This is a genomic window from Nocardioides ganghwensis (assembly GCF_014779655.1).
GTDB classification, from domain to species: Bacteria; Actinomycetota; Actinomycetes; order Propionibacteriales; family Nocardioidaceae; genus Nocardioides; species Nocardioides ganghwensis.
This window is the reverse complement of the sequence record NZ_JACXYX010000001.1, coordinates 333,751-349,925: the sequence shown is the minus strand read 5'-3', so window position 1 is coordinate 349,925 and position 16,175 is coordinate 333,751. Positions and strand designations below refer to the sequence as shown.

Genomic DNA, 16,175 nt, shown 5'->3' with positions numbered 1-16,175 from the left:
CCGGGACCGCCCGGTCGTTCAGCGGCCGTGGTTCTCCGCGAAGTCCATCCGGTCGCGGGTGCGGCTGCCGGCCGGCTCGTGCTTGCGCCCTCGCGGCTTGGCGCTCCCGTTCTCGTCGCGGAAGTCCATGCGGTTGACGGACGTGCGCTGGGGAGCCGGCACACTGCGCTCCTGCACGACCTTGCCACGGCTGACGTCGTTCGCCGGCGGGGCGACCTCGTCCCCGCAGGCCGCGACCGAGAAGACGACGGCGGAGGTGGCGGCGGCAGCGATCGACCTGAAGATGGTGGTGTTCATGGTGGTGTCCCTTTCGTGGGCCGGGCCCTGATGGTCCGGGAGTGACACCACGGTGCGACCGCCACAGCGGCGGTTGACGCTCGTTGACAAGCGCTGACAGGCCCGTGTGGAACGGTCTGGACCGGTCGTCGGGCACCGGCCGGGAGGACCGTCCGTCAGGACGGGCCCCGAGAGGCCGCGAAGTGCTGGTAGTCCTTCGACGACACCCAGTAGCCGCCCCACGCCCAGCCGATGCGGTCGAAGGCCTTCACCACCAGGTCCTCGTTCCTGATCACGCCGAGCCGGAAGGGCGCGGAGCGGCGCCGGTCGATCGCGACGTACGGCCGACCGGCAGGGGGGTCGACGCGCCCGTCGCGGACGTAGGGGTTCTGCACGGGGTTGATGTCGATCGACTCGCCGTAGGCGTGCTGCGACCAGCTGGTCTGCCCCGCCACGCGGCGGCAGTTGAACCCCGAGGTGTTGTTGGCGGCCATCGACAGGTCGTCGTCGGCGCGGTAGTCGTCGACGAGCCGCATCCGCGCGATCGGCCAGCCCGCGGCGTACAGGCGACCGAAGAGCTCGCGCACGTCACCGGTGAAGCGTCGGTGGACGACCATCTCGCCGGTGCGGGCGCGGCCGTCGAAGTCGCGGTGCGTCATCCGCAGGTAGCGCAGGTCGCGCAGCGGCACCGGGCAGCCCGGCCGGTGGCTGCGGCGCATCCGCTCGGCGAGGGCGGCGTCGATCCGGCTGACCGACGACTCGTACGCCGGGTCGTCCGCCTGCGCGTCGCCGCGCTCGGCGGCCAGGCCGGTGCAGCGCTGGCGGGCACGGAAGTCCGCCACGGCGCGCGTCCGGTCGGCGCCAGTCACCGGCACCGGTCGGCCGTCGACCGGTGAGATCCGGGCCGGCGTCCACGACTTCCCCACGACGCCGTCGGCGTCGAGGGTCACCGACAGGACGCCGGTCTCGGCCTGCCGGTCGTGGTACCAGACGAAGTTGCCCAGGCCGTACGCCACGAGCGTGTCCCCCGCCCAGCCGGCTCCGCCGAGGACGTGCGAGTGGCTGCCCACCACCACGTCGGCGCCGGCGTCGGCGAGCTCGCGGGCGAGCAGGCGCTGCGACTGGGTGGGGCACGACTCGTACTCCTTGCCCCAGTGGAGGTAGACCACGACGAGCTGGTCCTGCGCCGCCGCCGCCTCGACCGCGGCGACGAGGCCGGCGGCGTTGCTCCCGCGGGCGGAGGCCGTGCCGAGGGCGCCCGGGCGGGCCGACCAGACGTCGCTGGATCCCTCGCGCTGCACGCCGTCGGCGGCGAGGAACGCGACCTCGAGGTCGCCCACCTCGACGACGTGCGGGGCGTACGCCGCGTCGCCCCGCCCCGCGCCCACCATCGCGATGCCCCGCTGCCGACCGGCGGCGAGGGTGTCCTCGAGGCCGACGGCGCCGTAGTCGCCGGCGTGGTTGTTGGCGACGCTCACGACGTCGACACCGGCCGCGCCGAGGACGTCGAGGGCGCGCGGGCCCGTACGGAACCAGTAGCGGTCGCCGGCGTTCTCGAGCTCCTTGGGGTCCCGGCGACCGCGCTGCGTCACCGGCGTCTCGAGGTTGACCATCGCGACGTCGGCGGCGCGCAGCGTCCGGCCGATCGCACCCAGGCCGTTGCGGGGACGCTCGAGGAGCCGGGCCACCCCTCCCTCGAAGTGGACGTCACCGCCGAACGCCAGGGTGACCTCGCCCTCGCGGACCGGCTGGGTGGTGGCGGTGCTGGTCGCCGACGGCACGGTCGGCTCGACCCTGTCACTCGGGGCGTCGGCAGGCGCCGAGGTGCAGGCGGAGGCGACGAGCGCGCAGGCCACCACTGCTGCGCGGTGACGCCCCCGTCCCTCCATTCCTCGATTGTGCCCCAGGGGTGGTTGAAGGTTTGTCCAACCTCGCCGACGCGACCTCAGGCGGCGGCCGCGGCCAGGTGCCGCGACACGGCCAGTGCGGCCTGGCGCCCCGCGCGGGAGGCACCGAGGGTGCTGGCGGACGGCCCGTACCCCACGAGCTGCACCCGCGGGTCACGCACCGCGGTGGTGGCGCCCTGCACGTTGCCCGGGACGGGCACGAGGGCGATCCCGCCCTCCGGCGACCGCAGGCCGAGGGGTGCCAGGTGGTCCACGGCGGGCCGGAAGCCGGTGGCCCACAGGATCGCGTCGACCCGCTCGAAGCGACCGTCCGTCCAGCGCACGCCGTCGGGCTCGATCCGCGCGAACATCGGCAGCCGGTCGTACGCCCCTAGTCGCGCGGCCTGCTGCTCCTGCGGGCGCAGCGCGAGCCCCGTCACGCTGACGACGCTCTCCGGCGGCAGCCCGCGGCGTACGCGCTCCTCGACGGCCGTCACGGCTGCGAGGCCGGCGGCGGCGTCGAAGTCGTCGTCGCGCCACACCGGCGGTCGCCGGGTGACCCACAGCGTGTCGGCGAGCGGGGCGATCTCGCCGAGGAGCTGGACCGCGGAGGCGCCGCCGCCGACGACCAGCACCCGCCTGCCGCGGAAGTGCTCCGCGCCCGGGTAGTGCGCGGTGTGCACCTGCTCCCCCGCGAACGACGCGATGCCGGGGTAGTAGGGCACGAAGGGGCGTGTCCAGGTGCCGGTCGCGTTGACCAGCGTGCGGGTGCGCCACGCGCGGTCGGCGGCGTGCACCACGAGCAGGACGCCCTCGGACTCGACGCGGTCCACCCGCACGGGCCGTACGACCGGGAGGTGGTGCCAGCGCTCGTAGCCGTCGAAGTAGTCGGGCACGACGAGGTTCGCCGCCCGCCGCGATCCGTCGGGGGCCGTGGAGTCGGGGAGGTCGGCGACCCCGTGGACGTCGTCCATGCTCAGCGAGGCCCACCGGTGCTGCCAGGCACCCCCGGGCCGTGGGTTGGCGTCGAGGACGAGGTGGTCGACCCCGCGGGTGCGGAGGAAGTAGGACGCCGCGAGGCCCGCCTGCCCCGCGCCGATCACCAGTGACTCGAGAACCCGGTCGTCGTCCTTCACGACGGGTGCAACGCCCGTCCCTCCGGGCCTATGCCCGGCGGCGCGGGCGTGGCAGCCTCGACGCCATGGACACCTCCTCGCTCCCCGCCCTGGCCACCCGGCTGCTCGAGCTGCACCACACCGGCACCACGCTGGTCCTGCCCAACGTCTGGGACGCCTGGTCCGCGACGGTCGTCGCCGGGGCCGGCTTCGAGGCGCTCAGCATCGGCAGCCACCCGCTGGCCGACTCGCGCGGGCAGGGCGACAACGAGGACATGACGCTCGACGACGCGCTCGACGGCGTACGCCGCATCTGCGGCGCGGTGCCGGGCGTGCCGGTCACCGCCGACATGGAGTCCGGCTACGGCGCCGCCCCCGCCGAGCTGGTCGAGCGGCTCCTCGAGACCGGGGCCGTCGGCCTCAACATCGAGGACACCGTGCACTCCGAGGGCGGCCGGATGCGGTCGGTCGCCGAGCACGCCGACTACATCGGGGGCCTGCGCCAGGCCGCCGACGCGGCCGGCGTCGACCTGGTCATCAACGCGCGCACCGACGCCTTCGTCAAGAAGGACCGGTTCGAGGACCCGGTCGCCGAGGCGATCACCCGGCTGCTGGCCTGCGAGGAGGCCGGGTCGCGGTGCAGCTATCCCGTCGGCGCACCGGACGCCGCGTCGCTCCAGCGCATCCTCGACGCGCTCGCCGGACCGGTCAACGTCATCGCCAACCCGCGCAAGGGCTCGGCCGCAGGCTCGCTGGAGGACCTGCAGGTCATGGGCGTCCACCGCGTGACCTTCGGCCCGCTCCTGCAGAAGGAGCTGGCCCCCGACCTGGCCGCGCTCGTCGCGCCCTGGCGGTCGGGCGTACGGGGGTAGTCCAGTGGGCAACGGCTGCCGGCGGGGGTAGTCCAGTGGGCAACGGCTGCTTCACGGCCGAGAACCCGACCACTGTCCACTGGACTACCCCCCGGCAGACCGCCCGCCGGGTAGTCCAGTGAGATCCGGCTCGCCGGAGGACACGCCAGCAGCCACATCCCACTGGACTACCGCAGGTGGCCCCGGGAGGAGCCCGAACTCCGACCGGCTCAGGCGATGACCAGCACCGGCTCGGGCGCGACCTCGAGGCGTACGGAGTCTCCCGGCTGGAGGCGCAGCGCCTCGGTGCTGGCGAGCTGGGCGACGACGTCGGTCCCGTCGGGCAGCGTGCAGGTGACCCGCGACAGCGGACCGAGGAACATCACGGTGGCGACCGTGGCCGGGCCGTCGGGGTCGGCGACGACGGAGACCGCCTCGGGGCGGACGAGCGCGCGGCCGGCGCCGGTGGTCGACCCGGGCAGCACCGGCACGTCGCGCCCGAGCACGGCCGCGGTGTCGCCCGTGACCTGAGCCGGGAGCCGGTTGCTGAGGCCGACGAACTCCCCGACGAACTGGCTCGCCGGGGCCGAGTAGAGCTCGGCCGGCGGGGCGAGCTGCTCGAGCCGGCCGGCGTTCATCACCCCGACCCGGTCGGCGACGGCGAGGGCCTCCTCCTGGTCGTGGGTGACGAACAGCGTCGTGGTGCCTACCTCGATCTGGACCCGTCGGATCTCGTCGCGCAGCTGGACGCGGACCTTGGCGTCGAGGGCCGAGAGCGGTTCGTCGAGGAGCAGGACGGACGGCTCGATCGCCAGCGCCCGGGCGAGGGCGACGCGCTGCTGCTGGCCGCCGGAGAGCTGGTGGGCGTAGCGGTCGGCGTGCTCGGCGAGACCGACGAGGTCGAGCATGTCGCCGGCCCGCGCACGCCGCGCGGCGCCGTCGCGACCACGCATCTTGAGGCCGAAAGCGACGTTGTCGATGACCGTCATGTGCGGGAACAGGCTGTAGGCCTGGAACACCATGCCCATGTCGCGCTTGCTGGCCGGGACCCGGGTCAGGTCCTTGCCGCCGACCGAGACGGTCCCGGAGGTGGCGGTGTCGAGGCCGGCCAGGATGCGCAGCGCGGTGGTCTTGCCGCAGCCGGACGGACCGAGGAGGGCGACGAGCTCCCCCGGCTCGATGCTGAGGGTGAAGCCGTCCAGCGCGCGAACCTGCCCGTAGACGCGCGTGAGGTCGGACAGCTCGACGGCGAGCCCGCGCTCGGTCCTGAGGTCGGTCATGAGGAGGCTCCTTGATCGTGCCTGTGCCGGTCCCGGCTGAGGAAGGTGAGGCCGACGAGCAGCACGGCCACGAGGATCATCGAGGCGAGGGCGGCCGCCATGGCCGCCGGCCCGTTGCTCTTGTAGAGCGCCGCCATCGCCACCGGGAGGGTGTCGAAGTGCAGCAGCGAGGCGAAGACGTACTCGCCGAGCACGAGCGCGACCGCGATGAATGCGGCACCCAGGATGCCGCCGGTGATGTTGGGCATGATGATGCGCACGATCACGGTGAACCACCCGGCGCCCAGCGAGCGGGCGGCCTCCGAGAGGGTGGAGGCGTCGATCGCGGAGAGTGCGGCGTCGATGGCCCGGTAGGAGTAGGGCAGCACCAGCACGACGTAGGCGAACGTCAGCACCAGCGCGCTGTCACCGAGCAGGTAGGTCACCCATGAGTAGACGTTGCTGATGCCGACCACGATCACCAGCGCCGGGATGGTGAGCGGCAGCAGGCAGAGGAACTCGACCAGCCCGCGGGCCCGCGGCACGCGCAGCCGCACCCACACCATCGTCGGCACGAGCAGCACGACCATCAGGACCACGGTGAACAGCGCCAGCAGCAGCGACGCGACGATCGAGGAGCGGAGGTCCTCGTCGGTGACCATCAGCGACCAGTTGTCCCAGGTGCGCCCGGGGGCGCTCCCCCGGACCTGGGTGGAGAAGTCGAACATCGCCAGCAGCGGCACGAAGAAGTAGGCCGCGAAGACCAGCAGGCCGACGGCGCGGAACACCTTGAACCCGGTCGACTGCCTCATCGCAGCCACCTCGACGTACGCCGCAGCAGCACGTTGTAGCCCACCATCACGATGGTGACCACGACGATCATCTCCAGCGCGAGCGCGAAGCCGACGTTGGCCTGGCCGAGCAGGACCTCGCTCGTGATGGCCTGGCGGATCATGAGCGGCACGATCGGCTGCCCCTGGCTGACCAGCACGGCTGCGGTGGCGTACGCCGCGAACGCGTTGGCGAACAGCAGCAGCAGGGCGCCGAGGAAGGCCGGCGTCAGCAGCGGCAGGGCGACGTGGCGCCAGTAGTCCCAGGTGCTCGCGCCGAGGTTGACCGCGGCCTCGCGCCACTGCGGCCGCAGCCCGTCGAAGGCCGGGGCGAACACGATCACCATCAACGGGATCTGGAAGTAGGAGTAGACGACGACCAGGCCGGGCAGTCCGAAGAGCCAGCCGCTGCCGTAGATGTCGGCGCCGAAGAGGTCGGACATCGCCTGGGTGAGGACGCCCACCGGGCCGATGGTCGCGATCCACGCGAAGGCCAGCACGACGCCGCCGAACTGGGCCAGCACCCCGCTGACGGCCAGCGTCGCGCGGCGCACCATGCTCTGCGGCGACATCGACACGATGAGGTAGGCCAGCAGGGCGCCGAGCACGGCACCGATGAGCGCGGTCGACGCCGAGAGGACCAGCGAGCCCTCGAGCGCGGTGAGCGCGGCCTCGCTGGTGAGCGCGTCGAGGTTGCCCAGCGTCGGGCGGCCGTCCTCGTCCTGGAAGGCGCCGACGACGACCGTGAGGGTCGGGACGACGAGGAAGACCAGGACGAAGAGCAGGAACGGGAGCAGCGGAAGGGCCGGGCCGACGGCGAACCGTCGGCCCGGGCCCCCCTTCGCAGTGGTCGTGCTCAGCGGATGGCCTTGGACCAGTTCTCGGCGAGGTACTCGCCCGCGGTCACCGTCTGCTCGTCGGTCGGGATGACCGGCTCGCCGGAGACCTCCGGCAGGGCGCCCCACAGCTCCTCGTCGATGGTGCCGGCCTCGGCCATCGCGTCACCGCGGACCGGGCGGGCGCCGCCCTTGAGCCAGAGGTTCTGGCCCTCGTCGCTGTAAAGGAACTCCTGCCACAGGCGCGCGGCGGCCGGGTGCGGCGCGTCGGCGTTGATCGCCTGGAAGTAGTAGCCGGCCACGACGGCCTCCTCGGGCACCACGGTCTCCCACGTGTCGACGTTGGCGGCCGCGGCGGCACCGAGGTAGTCCCAGTCGATGACGACGGGAGTGGTGCCCTGCTCGATCGTCGTGGAGTCGGGGTCGACGGTGAGGAAGTTGCCGGCGGCCTTGAGCTCGCGGAAGAAGTCGACGCCGGGGGCGATGTCGTCGGCCGAGCCGCCGTTGGCGATGGCCGCCATCATCACGCCGCTGAAGGCCGCGCCGGCCTGGGTCGGGTCACCGTTGAGCGCGACCTTGCCCTTGAACTCCGGCTTGAGCAGGTCGGCCACCGACGTCACCTCGGGCACGACGGAGGAGTCGTAGCCGATGGCCATGTAGCCGCCGTAGTCGTTGACCCAGGCGCCCTCGGGGTCCTTGAACTCGTCGGGGATGTCGTCCCAGGTCTCGACCTGGTAGGGCGCGAACATGTCGGTGTTGGCCAGGGCGACGGACTGGCCCAGGTCGAAGACGTCGGGCGCGCGGTCGGTCCCCGCGAGGTCGTTGGCGGCGTTGATCTCGTCCTGCGAAGCGGCATCGGGCTGGTCGGAGTTGACCTCGATGTCGTACTTCTCCGAGAAGGTCTCGATGATCTCGCCGTAGTTGGCCCAGTCCGGGGGCAGCGCGATGACGTTGAGCTCGCCCTCCTCCTGGGCGGCTGCGATGAGCTCCTCCATGCCGCCGAAGTCCTCGGCGGAGGTGGCGGCCGCGGCGTCGACACCGCTCTCGGTGGTGGTGTCGGACTCCTGCTCGGGGGCCGCGCAGGCAGCGGCCGAGAGGAGGGTCGCCGTCGCGGCGAGGGAGATGAGTGCCTTGCGAGTGTTCACGTGACCTCCATGAGTGCTGTTCCGAGATCGGCGGGTGCCGGGCGGAGCCTCGTGGGTCCCGTCGCATCGGAGGCTACTCCCGAATGGCCGGATTGCGACCGACCGATGAATCCGAGGTGTTCGCGTCAACCGGCCGCGGCATCCCTCGTGGAGCGGTACGCTGCCGCCGCGGCGGGTGGAACCGGTCGCCCGGGGCCCGGGCCGGGGCCGACCTGCGGGGGTCCTCTCATGCGCATCGTGCTCTTCCTCGTGCCACTGGTGCTGGCCGTGTTCTGCCTCGTCCAGGCCATCAGCAGCCGCGACGACGAGGTCCGCCACCTCGGCAAGGTGTGGTGGATCCTGCTCATCCTGTTCTTCCCCCTGATCGGCTCGCTCGCCTGGCTGCTCGCCGGCCGGCCCGTACGGGCGCCGCGCCGCACCGGTCCGCACGAGCGCAGCACGAGCGCGTTCCCCGAGTACGACCGCCCGGGCCGGTTCGCGGCCTCGGACCCCGCGGCGGACGAGGAGTTCCTCAGGAAGGTGCGCGAGCGCGCGGAGGAGCAGCGCCGACGGGCCGCGGAGCAGAAGCGTCGCGAGCGCGAGGGCGACGCCGGCGGGGCAGCCGACCCGGCGTAGCATCAGCAGCCGTGAGCGCCGCTGAATTCCACTACTCCGACCTCCTCCCCACCGCCGGGTCCAACGGCGCACCGGAGACGCCCTACCGGCTGATCACCACCGAAGGCGTCTCGACGACGGAGGTCGGCGGACGCACCTTCCTCGAGGTCGAGCCCGAGGCGATCCGCCGGCTCACCGAGGAGGCGATGCACGACATCAGCCACTACCTGCGCCCCGGCCACCTCGCCCAGCTGCGCAAGATCATCGACGACCCCGAGGCCTCGGGCAACGACCGCTTCGTGGCGCTCGACCTGCTCAAGAACGTCAACATCTCCGCCGGCGGCGTGCTGCCGATGTGCCAGGACACCGGCACCGCCATCGTGATGGGCAAGAAGTCCGAGGGCGTGCTGACCGGCACCGACGACGGCGAGGCGATCAGCCGCGGCGTCTACGACGCCTACACCCGGCTCAACCTCCGCTACTCCCAGCTCGCGCCGCTCACCATTTTCGAGGAGAAGAACACCGGCACCAACCTGCCGGCGCAGATCGAGATCTACTCCACCCCCGCCAAGGCCGGGCCCGATGGCAAGCAGCGCCCTGAGTACAAGTTCCTCTTCATGGCCAAGGGTGGCGGCTCGGCGAACAAGTCGTTCCTCTTCCAGGAGACCAAGGCCGTCCTCAACCCGACGCGGCTGATGGAGTTCCTCGACGAGAAGATCCGCTCGCTCGGCACCGCCGCGTGCCCGCCGTACCACCTCGCGGTGGTGATCGGCGGCACGAGCGCGGAGTTCGCTCTCAAGACCGCGAAGTACGCCTCCGCCCACTACCTCGACGACCTCCCGACCGAGGGGTCGATGAGCGCGCACGGCATCCGGGACGTCGAGCTGGAGGAGAAGGTCTTCGAGCTCACGCAGTCCTTCGGCATCGGCGCGCAGTTCGGCGGCAAGTACTTCTGCCACGACGTCCGCGTCGTACGCCTGCCCCGCCACGGCGCCTCGTGCCCGGTCGCGATCGCGGTCTCGTGCTCGGCCGACCGGCAGGCGCTCGGCAAGATCACGCCCGAGGGCGTCTTCCTCGAGCAGCTCGAGACCGACCCCGCGCACTACATGCCCGACGCCGGGATGGCCCACGACATCGAGGGCGGCGCAGTCGTCCCGATCGACCTCAACCAGCCGATGGCCGACATCCTCGCCGAGCTGTCGAAGCACCCGGTCAAGACCCGGCTCTCGCTCACCGGCCCGCTCGTCGTGGCACGCGACATCGCGCACGCCAAGATCAAGGAGCGCCTCGACGCCGGCGAGGAGATGCCGTCCTACCTCAAGGACCACCCGGTCTACTACGCCGGCCCGGCCAAGACCCCCGAGGGCATGCCGTCCGGCTCGTTCGGACCGACGACCGCGGGCCGCATGGACTCCTACGTCGAGCAGTTCCAGGCCGCGGGCGGCTCGATGGTCATGCTCGCCAAGGGCAACCGCTCCCGGCAGGTGACCGAGGCGTGCGGCACGCACGGCGGGTTCTACCTCGGCTCGATCGGCGGCCCGGCCGCGCGGCTGGCGCAGGACTGCATCAGGTCCGTCGAGGTCGTCGAGTACGAGGAGCTCGGCATGGAGGCGGTCTGGAAGATCGAGGTCGAGGACTTCCCGGCGTTCATCGTCGTGGACGACAAGGGCAACGACTTCTTCACCGACCCCGCGGGCACCACGACGGTGCCCCTGTCGGGCATCCGCGTCCGCTCGGCGCAGTAGGCGGGGTCAGCCCGAGGCCGTGAGGCGGTCGGCGAGACCGGCGGCGGCCTCGCCGATGCGGTGGCCGAGCTGCTCGGCGCCCTCGACCCGCCCCTGGTGGGCACCCCCGAGCAGGACGCGGGTCCGCGGGGCGATGGCCTGCACGGCCTCACGCACCGCGGGCAGGTCCTCGACCGTCGGCACCGCGAGCACGACCGCGGCCGGGCCCAGCGCGCGTACGGTGTCGACCCACGACTCCACGGGGAGGTCGGCGCCGAGGTAGGTCACGCCGACACCGCGACTGCGCAGCACCATGGCGAAGGCCATGACGCCGAGCTCGTGCCGCGACCCGCGGGCCAGGCCGACCATCACCCGGGGAGCGCCGTCCGCCGGGTGCGGGAGCTGGTGGAACGCCTGGGAGAGGCGCCGCAGGACGGCAGCGCTGACGAAGTGCTCGCCGGCGACGCTCACCGTGCCGCGCTGCCACGCCTCGCCGAGCCGTACCAGCGACGGCATCAGCCACTCGTCCACCGCGACTGCGAGGTCGGCCTCGGCGAAGGCCTTGTCGAGCAGGCTCTCCAGCCGCACGACGTCGAAGTCCTCGCCGCAGGCCGCGAGCTCGTCGAGGCTCGAGAGGGGCGACTCGGCGCCGGGCAGCACGCTGACCCCGCCTGCCGGATCCGCGAGCACCCGCTTGGCGGCCTCGCGGGGCGACCAGCCGGAGTCGACCAGGTCGCGCATCACCGAGAGGCGGCGGACGGCTTCGTCGTCGTAGAGGCGGTAGTTGCCCTCGGTGCGTGCAGGGGCGACGACGGAGTAGCGCTGCTCCCACTTGCGGAGGGTCTCGCGCGGCACTCCGGTGAGCTCTGCGGTGCGTCCGACGGTGTACACGTCCACAAGGGTACCCATCTTTGGACAAACAGTGGACAGAGTCCTAGTGTTCGTTTTCCACCAACGGTGGACAAACTGTGGACAAGCCGCATTCCGACTCCTGGGAGACACCATGGCGACGACCGTCGAGCCACTGGTCACGAACGACGACGTGCGCACCGACCGCCGGCTGCGGACCGCCGGGATGGTGGCGATCGCCGCCTCCGTCCTCGGGTCCGTCCTGGTCGCCTCGCCCGCCGTGTCCGAGGCGTCGTCCACCGATCGCCCGTGCCGCATCCAGATCATCGGCGACCGGTGGTACGGCACCGGGTGCGACGACGGCGGCGCCCGCTGATCAGCCGCCCGGCCCGGACACCGGGTCACGCAGGGTCGCCAGCACGTCGGGCCAGTGCGCGACGAGGGTGGCGAGGTGGGTGCTCCGAGGCCGCACGGTGACCTCGAGGTCGGCGAAGCCCGCCACGAGCCCGGAGACGCGGTCGGCCGGGGACCGGTCGTCGTCCTCGCCGAACCACGCCCGCACCGGGCAGGCCACCTCGGCCGGGCCGTGCTGCCACGGGCGGTGCTGCAGCGCCGCGTCACGCAGGTAGCCGTCCGGGCAGGCGAGGGCCTCGCGGACCGAGGCCGCCACCGCCTGTGCGCCGCGTGCCGCGACCAGCGCGGCGTCCTCCTCGGGGAGCATCGTGAGCCACCGTCGCGCGAGCCGTTCGTCGTCGGGGTCGAACGGGTCGACGCCCGCGCGCCACGCGAGGAACTCCGCCGAGAGCTCGGCGGCCAGGAGGTCCACCTCCTCGGTGCGGGCCCCGGGCGGCTGGGTCGCCACCAGCCCCAGCGCGGCCACGCGGTCGGGGTGGCGGGCGGCGCACGCGACGGCGTACGCCCCGCCGACCGACATGCCGAGCACGGCGAACCGCTCGTGCCCGAGCACCGTCGCGACCGCGGCCAGGTCGTCGGCGACGCTGCCGTGCGAGCTCGCGTGCACCGTGGAGTCTCCGTAGCCGGGACGGTTGACGCACAGGAGCCGTACGCCGACCTCGCGCGCGGCGCCGTCGCCGGTCATCGCCACGTGCCGGGTGTCCGGGCAGCCGTGCAGGACCGCGACCAGGGGCCCGTCGGGGTCACCGCCCAGCCAGCCGTGGAGGTCCCGGCCGTCGTCCGCCCGCCAGTGCACCGCCGGGCTCAGCTGACGGCGCCCAGCTGGGTCGCGAGGGTGGCGGCCGCCGCACCGGCGAGGTGACCGAGGTGCCGAGGGCCGTCGACCTCGGCCTGGTGGGCGCCACCGAGCAGGACGGTGGCGAGCGGCATCAGCGCCTCCGTGGCCTCCCGCACGGCCGGCACGTCCTCGAGGGTCGGCACGGCCAGCACCACCGCCTCCGGCTCGACGAGCCGGACGACGTCGACCCAGGCCTCGAGGGGCAGGTCGCCGCCGATGTAGGTCACGGCGACGCCTCGCGAGCGCAGGACGGTCGCGAAGGCGAGGACGCCGAGCTCGTGGCGCGCTCCTCGCGCGAGGCCGACCACGACGCGCGGTCCGCCGTTGGGCGCGGGCTGCATGGACTGGAACGCCTCGGCGAGCCTGCGGTGCACGGCCGCGGTGACGAAGTGCTCCCCCGCCACCGACACCCGGCCGCGCTGCCAGGCCCGCCCGAGGTGGACCATCGAGGGGAGCAGCCAGTCGTCGACCACCGACACCACGTCGATGTCGGCGAAGCCCTCGGCGATCAGCTGCTCCAGCCGCGGGACGTCGAAGTCCTGGGCACAGCCCACGATCGTCTCGAAGCGGTCCTCCGAGGGCGGCTCAGCCGGACGGGCGAGCGTGGACTCCGCCGCCGCCACGTCGGCAACCACGTGCCGAGCGGCCTCGTGGGCGGACCATCCCGCGTCGACCAGGCTGCGCATCACGCTCAGCCGGCGTACGGCCTCGTCGTCGTAGAGGCGGTAGTTGCCGGACGACCGCTGGGGGACGACCACGCCGTAGCGCTGCTCCCACTTGCGCAGCGTGCCGCTCGGCACGCCGGTCAGCTCCGCGACCCGTCCGACGGTGTACACCTGATCACGGTAGTCGCCGAAGCGGCGCGTGGGGAGCCTTTAGCCGCGCCCGAGCGCGTGTCGGGGCGCGAGTCGGGCGCGTGGTGGTGGGCAGGATGGTGGCGTGGACAGCGTGGAGGTGGAGCACACCGAGGTGGCCCGGGCCGAGACCGAGCGCGGCGACGTGGTGCTGCGGCGGCGTACGTCCGGCACCGCCCCCGACGTGCTCGAGCTGCGCGTCAACGGCGTCTTCGTGATGGACACCCTCGAGACGACGAGCGAGATCGAGCTGGCGGCGCAGGCACTCGCCCTGGTCGACGCGCCCGCGTCCGTGCTGATCGGGGGGCTCGGGCTCGGGTTCACCCTGCAGCGCGTCCTCGCCGACCCGCGGGTCGAGCGGGCGGTCGTGGTCGAGATCGAGGAGCCGCTGGTGCGGTGGATGCGCGACGGCACCGTGCCCCACGGACCCGCGATGCTCGCCGACACCCGCGCCACGGTCGTCAACGCCGACATCGCGATGGCGATCGCGGAGGCGCGGTCGACCTACGACCTGGTGCTGCTCGACGTCGACAACGGCCCGGGCTACCTCGTGCACGAGACCAACGAGGCGGTCTACGAGGAGCAGTTCCTCCGGCGCTGCCACGACGTCCTCGGCCCCGGAGGCGTCCTGGTGGTGTGGTCGGCGGCCGCCGCGCCCGACCTGCTCGAGGCGATGCGCGCCGTGTTCGGCGAGGCCGAGGAGCAGGCCCACGACGTGCTGCTCCAGGACCGGCCGGAGCAGTACTTCCTCTACCTCGCCCGGCGCTGACCCTCGGGCGTCAGCGGAGGAACGCCTCCAGCACCGGGCCGGCGGTCTGCGACCCCGACACCCCGGTCGCGACGAAGACCGCGACCGCGAGGTCGCCGCGGGTCGCGATCATCCACGCGTGGGTCGGCAGCGAGCCCAAGGCATCGGGGGTGCCGTACTCGGCCGTGCCGGTCTTGGCGCCGATCTCGCCGGGCACGTCCTGGAGGAACCGACCCGATCCCGTGGTCACCACGGCGCGCATCAGCCCGCGCAGCGTGCCGGCCTCGGCGCCGGTCAGCGGCACCCGGGGCGGGACCTGCTGGACCTCGTGCTGCGGCAGGAGCACCGGCAGCACCGCGCGACCGGCCGAGACCGAGGCGGCGACCGTCGCCATCGCGAACGGGCTGGCCAGGACGGTGCCCTGGCCGATCAGGTCGGCCGCCGCGCCGGTCTCGGTCTCCGGCGGCGGCACCTGCCCGAAGTAGACCGGGAAGCCGAGGTCGTGGTCCGTGCCCAGCCCGAGCGCCTGGGCCGCGGTGGCGAGGTCGCCGTCGCCGAGCCGACCGGCGTTGCCGATCAACGCGGTGTTGCAGGACTGGGCGATCGCCTGGGTGAGCGTGATGTCACCGACCGCGGAGGCCGGGTAGTCGTCGTAGTTCTTGAACGACCGGCCGTCGACGACCGTCGCGGCCGGGCAGGACACCACGTCGTCGACGCCCATCCCGCTGCGCAGCAGGGCGAGCGAGGTGACGACCTTGAACGTCGACCCGGGGGCGTACTGCCCCGTCGAGGCGAGGTCCGCCCCTGCCGCGCCGACGCCGTTGGCGCTCGCGAGCACGGCCCCGTCCGACGGCCTGATCGCGACCAGCGCGGCGGCCGGCGCACCGTCACCGAGGGTGGCGAGGGCCTGCTCGGCCTTGTCCTGCAGCGCCGGGTCGAGGGTGGTGAGGAGGTCCGTGCCGTCGGTCGCCGGCGCCTCGAAGAGCGTGCGCAGCCGGTCGTCGGCGTCGCGGGCGACCACCGCCGTGCCGGGCGCACCCCGCAGCTGCTCGTCGTAGCGCGCCTGGAGCCCGGACAGGCCCACCTCGTCGCCAGCGACGATCGCGCCGTCGGACTCCTCGACGATCTCGGCCGTGGCCGGCCCCACCCGGCCGAGCAGGGCGCCTGCGAACTCGCGCGTCGGGGCGAGCGGCAGCGTGTCGTTGACCGCCAGCGCGCCGGGGACCTTGCGGAAGGCCGGCAGCACCTCGCGGGCGTCGTCCTCGCGCAGCACGACGGCCTCGACGAAGGCCTCCGCGCCCATGGCCTCCGCGCGCGAGACGTACGACGCCACGTCGACGTCGAGGATGCGGGCGATGCGGCGGGCGCTGCGTGCCACCTGGGGTCCCTCGACCTTGGTCTTGTCGAGGCCGTAGCGCAGCACCGGTCGCTCGGTGACGAGGACGGCACCGTCGGCCCCGGTGATGTCGCCGCGCGCCGGCGTCAGCGTGCGCAGGCCCAGGCTGTCGCCGGCGGCCAGGTCGGGGGCGAGGTCGTCGGGAGACCAGGCGACAGCCCACGTGCTCCCGTCGCCGCCCTGCGTCAGCGCCACCGAGGTCTCGTACTCCCACGCCGCGCCGTCCGCGACCTCCCAGCGCCAGGCGAGGGTGGCGTCGGCGCGCCCCTCCTCCTCGACCACCGTGACGTCGACGACGTCGACCGCGACCGGGACCTCGTCGAGCGGGGCGACGAGCTCGGCGAACGCCGTCCGTGCGCTCTCGTCGACGAGCGGGACCTCCCCGAGCGAGTGGTCCGAGAGCGCCGCGGCGAGGTCGTCCGCGAGGTCACCGGCGGGGTCGCCGTCCTCGCCGCCGAGTGCGGAGCAGGCCGACGCGACGCCCACCAGGAGTGCCGCCGTGCCGACCCGGGTCCCGAGACGCAGTCGCATGGGCCCCATGGTCCCCGGTCCACGGTGAT

At 73.2% G+C, this 16,175-nt stretch carries 16 protein-coding genes; 5 read left to right on the top strand and 11 right to left on the bottom strand.

Annotation, left to right across the window (positions count from 1 at the left end; genetic code table 11):
* Positions 1-18: 18 nt before the first annotated feature.
* The 3 genes from IEZ24_RS01670 to IEZ24_RS01660 form a co-directional block, all read right to left on the bottom strand.
* Positions 19-297 (bottom strand): hypothetical protein, encoded by a 279-nt coding sequence (locus IEZ24_RS01670; RefSeq protein ID WP_129455967.1) that lies wholly within the window; start codon positions 295-297, stop codon positions 19-21.
* 155 nt (positions 298-452) lie between these two features.
* Positions 453-2,165 carry a CapA family protein gene (locus tag IEZ24_RS01665; RefSeq protein ID WP_129455966.1) on the bottom strand — a complete coding sequence of 571 codons (1,713 nt, stop codon included), beginning with the start codon at positions 2,163-2,165 and terminating at the stop codon, positions 453-455.
* Positions 2,166-2,221: 56 nt separating this feature from the next.
* Positions 2,222-3,298, bottom strand: coding sequence for a flavin-containing monooxygenase (locus tag IEZ24_RS01660; protein ID WP_129455965.1), 1,077 nt, complete (start codon positions 3,296-3,298; stop codon positions 2,222-2,224).
* A gap of 65 nt (positions 3,299-3,363) precedes the next feature.
* Here IEZ24_RS01660 and IEZ24_RS01655 point away from each other — a divergent pair, with 65 nt between their 5' ends.
* Positions 3,364-4,149: an isocitrate lyase/PEP mutase family protein gene (locus IEZ24_RS01655; RefSeq protein ID WP_129455964.1), complete on the top strand. Its 786-nt coding sequence runs from the start codon at positions 3,364-3,366 to the stop codon at positions 4,147-4,149.
* A 209-nt stretch (positions 4,150-4,358) separates the two neighbouring features.
* Here the strand turns inward: IEZ24_RS01655 and IEZ24_RS01650 are convergent, their stop codons facing one another.
* From IEZ24_RS01650 to IEZ24_RS01635, 4 genes are read right to left on the bottom strand one after another with little or no spacing between them, the layout of a single operon-like run.
* A complete protein-coding gene (locus IEZ24_RS01650) occupies positions 4,359-5,408 on the bottom strand; it encodes an ABC transporter ATP-binding protein (RefSeq protein ID WP_129455963.1) in 1,050 nt (349 codons plus the stop codon).
* Complete coding sequence (locus tag IEZ24_RS01645; protein ID WP_129455962.1) at positions 5,405-6,199, bottom strand: ABC transporter permease; 795 nt, start codon at positions 6,197-6,199, stop codon at positions 5,405-5,407. The genes IEZ24_RS01650 and IEZ24_RS01645 overlap by 4 nt, the downstream gene beginning before the upstream one ends.
* Complete coding sequence (locus tag IEZ24_RS01640) at positions 6,196-7,182, bottom strand: ABC transporter permease (RefSeq protein WP_242498545.1); 987 nt, start codon at positions 7,180-7,182, stop codon at positions 6,196-6,198. The genes IEZ24_RS01645 and IEZ24_RS01640 overlap by 4 nt, the downstream gene beginning before the upstream one ends.
* Positions 7,074-8,198 (bottom strand): ABC transporter substrate-binding protein, encoded by a 1,125-nt coding sequence (locus IEZ24_RS01635; RefSeq protein ID WP_129455961.1) that lies wholly within the window; start codon positions 8,196-8,198, stop codon positions 7,074-7,076. The genes IEZ24_RS01640 and IEZ24_RS01635 overlap by 109 nt, the downstream gene beginning before the upstream one ends.
* Positions 8,199-8,426: 228 nt before the next feature.
* Between IEZ24_RS01635 and IEZ24_RS01630 the strand changes: the two genes are divergently transcribed.
* Together IEZ24_RS01630 and IEZ24_RS01625 are read left to right on the top strand one after the other, a co-directional pair.
* A complete protein-coding gene (locus IEZ24_RS01630; protein ID WP_129455960.1) occupies positions 8,427-8,813 on the top strand; it encodes a PLD nuclease N-terminal domain-containing protein in 387 nt (128 codons plus the stop codon).
* An 11-nt stretch (positions 8,814-8,824) separates the two neighbouring features.
* A complete protein-coding gene (locus tag IEZ24_RS01625; RefSeq protein WP_129455959.1) occupies positions 8,825-10,537 on the top strand; it encodes a fumarate hydratase in 1,713 nt (570 codons plus the stop codon).
* 6 nt (positions 10,538-10,543) lie between these two features.
* On the opposite strand, the gene IEZ24_RS01620 is transcribed toward IEZ24_RS01625, so the two are convergent.
* Positions 10,544-11,407, bottom strand: coding sequence for a MerR family transcriptional regulator (locus IEZ24_RS01620; RefSeq protein ID WP_165356132.1), 864 nt, complete (start codon positions 11,405-11,407; stop codon positions 10,544-10,546).
* Between the two features lie 112 nt (positions 11,408-11,519).
* Between IEZ24_RS01620 and IEZ24_RS01615 the strand changes: the two genes are divergently transcribed.
* A complete protein-coding gene (locus IEZ24_RS01615; RefSeq protein WP_165356131.1) occupies positions 11,520-11,741 on the top strand; it encodes a hypothetical protein in 222 nt (73 codons plus the stop codon).
* Here the strand turns inward: IEZ24_RS01615 and IEZ24_RS01610 are convergent, their stop codons facing one another.
* Together IEZ24_RS01610 and IEZ24_RS01605 are read right to left on the bottom strand one after the other, a co-directional pair.
* Entirely contained in the window at positions 11,742-12,575 is an 834-nt protein-coding gene (locus tag IEZ24_RS01610; protein ID WP_129455957.1) for an alpha/beta fold hydrolase, read from the bottom strand. It lies immediately after the preceding gene.
* Between the two features lie 8 nt (positions 12,576-12,583).
* Positions 12,584-13,453: a MerR family transcriptional regulator gene (locus tag IEZ24_RS01605; RefSeq protein ID WP_129455956.1), complete on the bottom strand. Its 870-nt coding sequence runs from the start codon at positions 13,451-13,453 to the stop codon at positions 12,584-12,586.
* 103 nt (positions 13,454-13,556) lie between these two features.
* On the opposite strand from IEZ24_RS01605, the gene IEZ24_RS01600 reads away from it, so the two are divergent.
* Complete coding sequence (locus tag IEZ24_RS01600) at positions 13,557-14,240, top strand: spermidine synthase (RefSeq protein ID WP_242498544.1); 684 nt, start codon at positions 13,557-13,559, stop codon at positions 14,238-14,240.
* A 10-nt stretch (positions 14,241-14,250) separates the two neighbouring features.
* Here the strand turns inward: IEZ24_RS01600 and IEZ24_RS01595 are convergent, their stop codons facing one another.
* Positions 14,251-16,146: a penicillin-binding transpeptidase domain-containing protein gene (locus IEZ24_RS01595; RefSeq protein WP_129455955.1), complete on the bottom strand. Its 1,896-nt coding sequence runs from the start codon at positions 16,144-16,146 to the stop codon at positions 14,251-14,253.
* Positions 16,147-16,175 lie beyond the last annotated feature (29 nt).

Excerpts from the sequence above, each read along its gene's own strand:
- IEZ24_RS01670 (WP_129455967.1), bottom strand. The coding sequence starts at position 297 with ATGAACACCACCATCTTCAGGTCGATCGCTGCCGCCGCCACCTCCGCC.
- IEZ24_RS01665 (WP_129455966.1), bottom strand. The coding sequence starts at position 2,165 with ATGGAGGGACGGGGGCGTCACCGCGCAGCAGTGGTGGCCTGCGCGCTC.
- IEZ24_RS01655 (WP_129455964.1), top strand. The coding sequence starts at position 3,364 with ATGGACACCTCCTCGCTCCCCGCCCTGGCCACCCGGCTGCTCGAGCTG.
- IEZ24_RS01650 (WP_129455963.1), bottom strand. The coding sequence starts at position 5,408 with ATGACCGACCTCAGGACCGAGCGCGGGCTCGCCGTCGAGCTGTCCGAC.
- IEZ24_RS01645 (WP_129455962.1), bottom strand. The coding sequence starts at position 6,199 with ATGAGGCAGTCGACCGGGTTCAAGGTGTTCCGCGCCGTCGGCCTGCTG.
- IEZ24_RS01630 (WP_129455960.1), top strand. The coding sequence starts at position 8,427 with ATGCGCATCGTGCTCTTCCTCGTGCCACTGGTGCTGGCCGTGTTCTGC.
- IEZ24_RS01615 (WP_165356131.1), top strand. The coding sequence starts at position 11,520 with ATGGCGACGACCGTCGAGCCACTGGTCACGAACGACGACGTGCGCACC.
- IEZ24_RS01595 (WP_129455955.1), bottom strand. The coding sequence starts at position 16,146 with ATGCGACTGCGTCTCGGGACCCGGGTCGGCACGGCGGCACTCCTGGTG.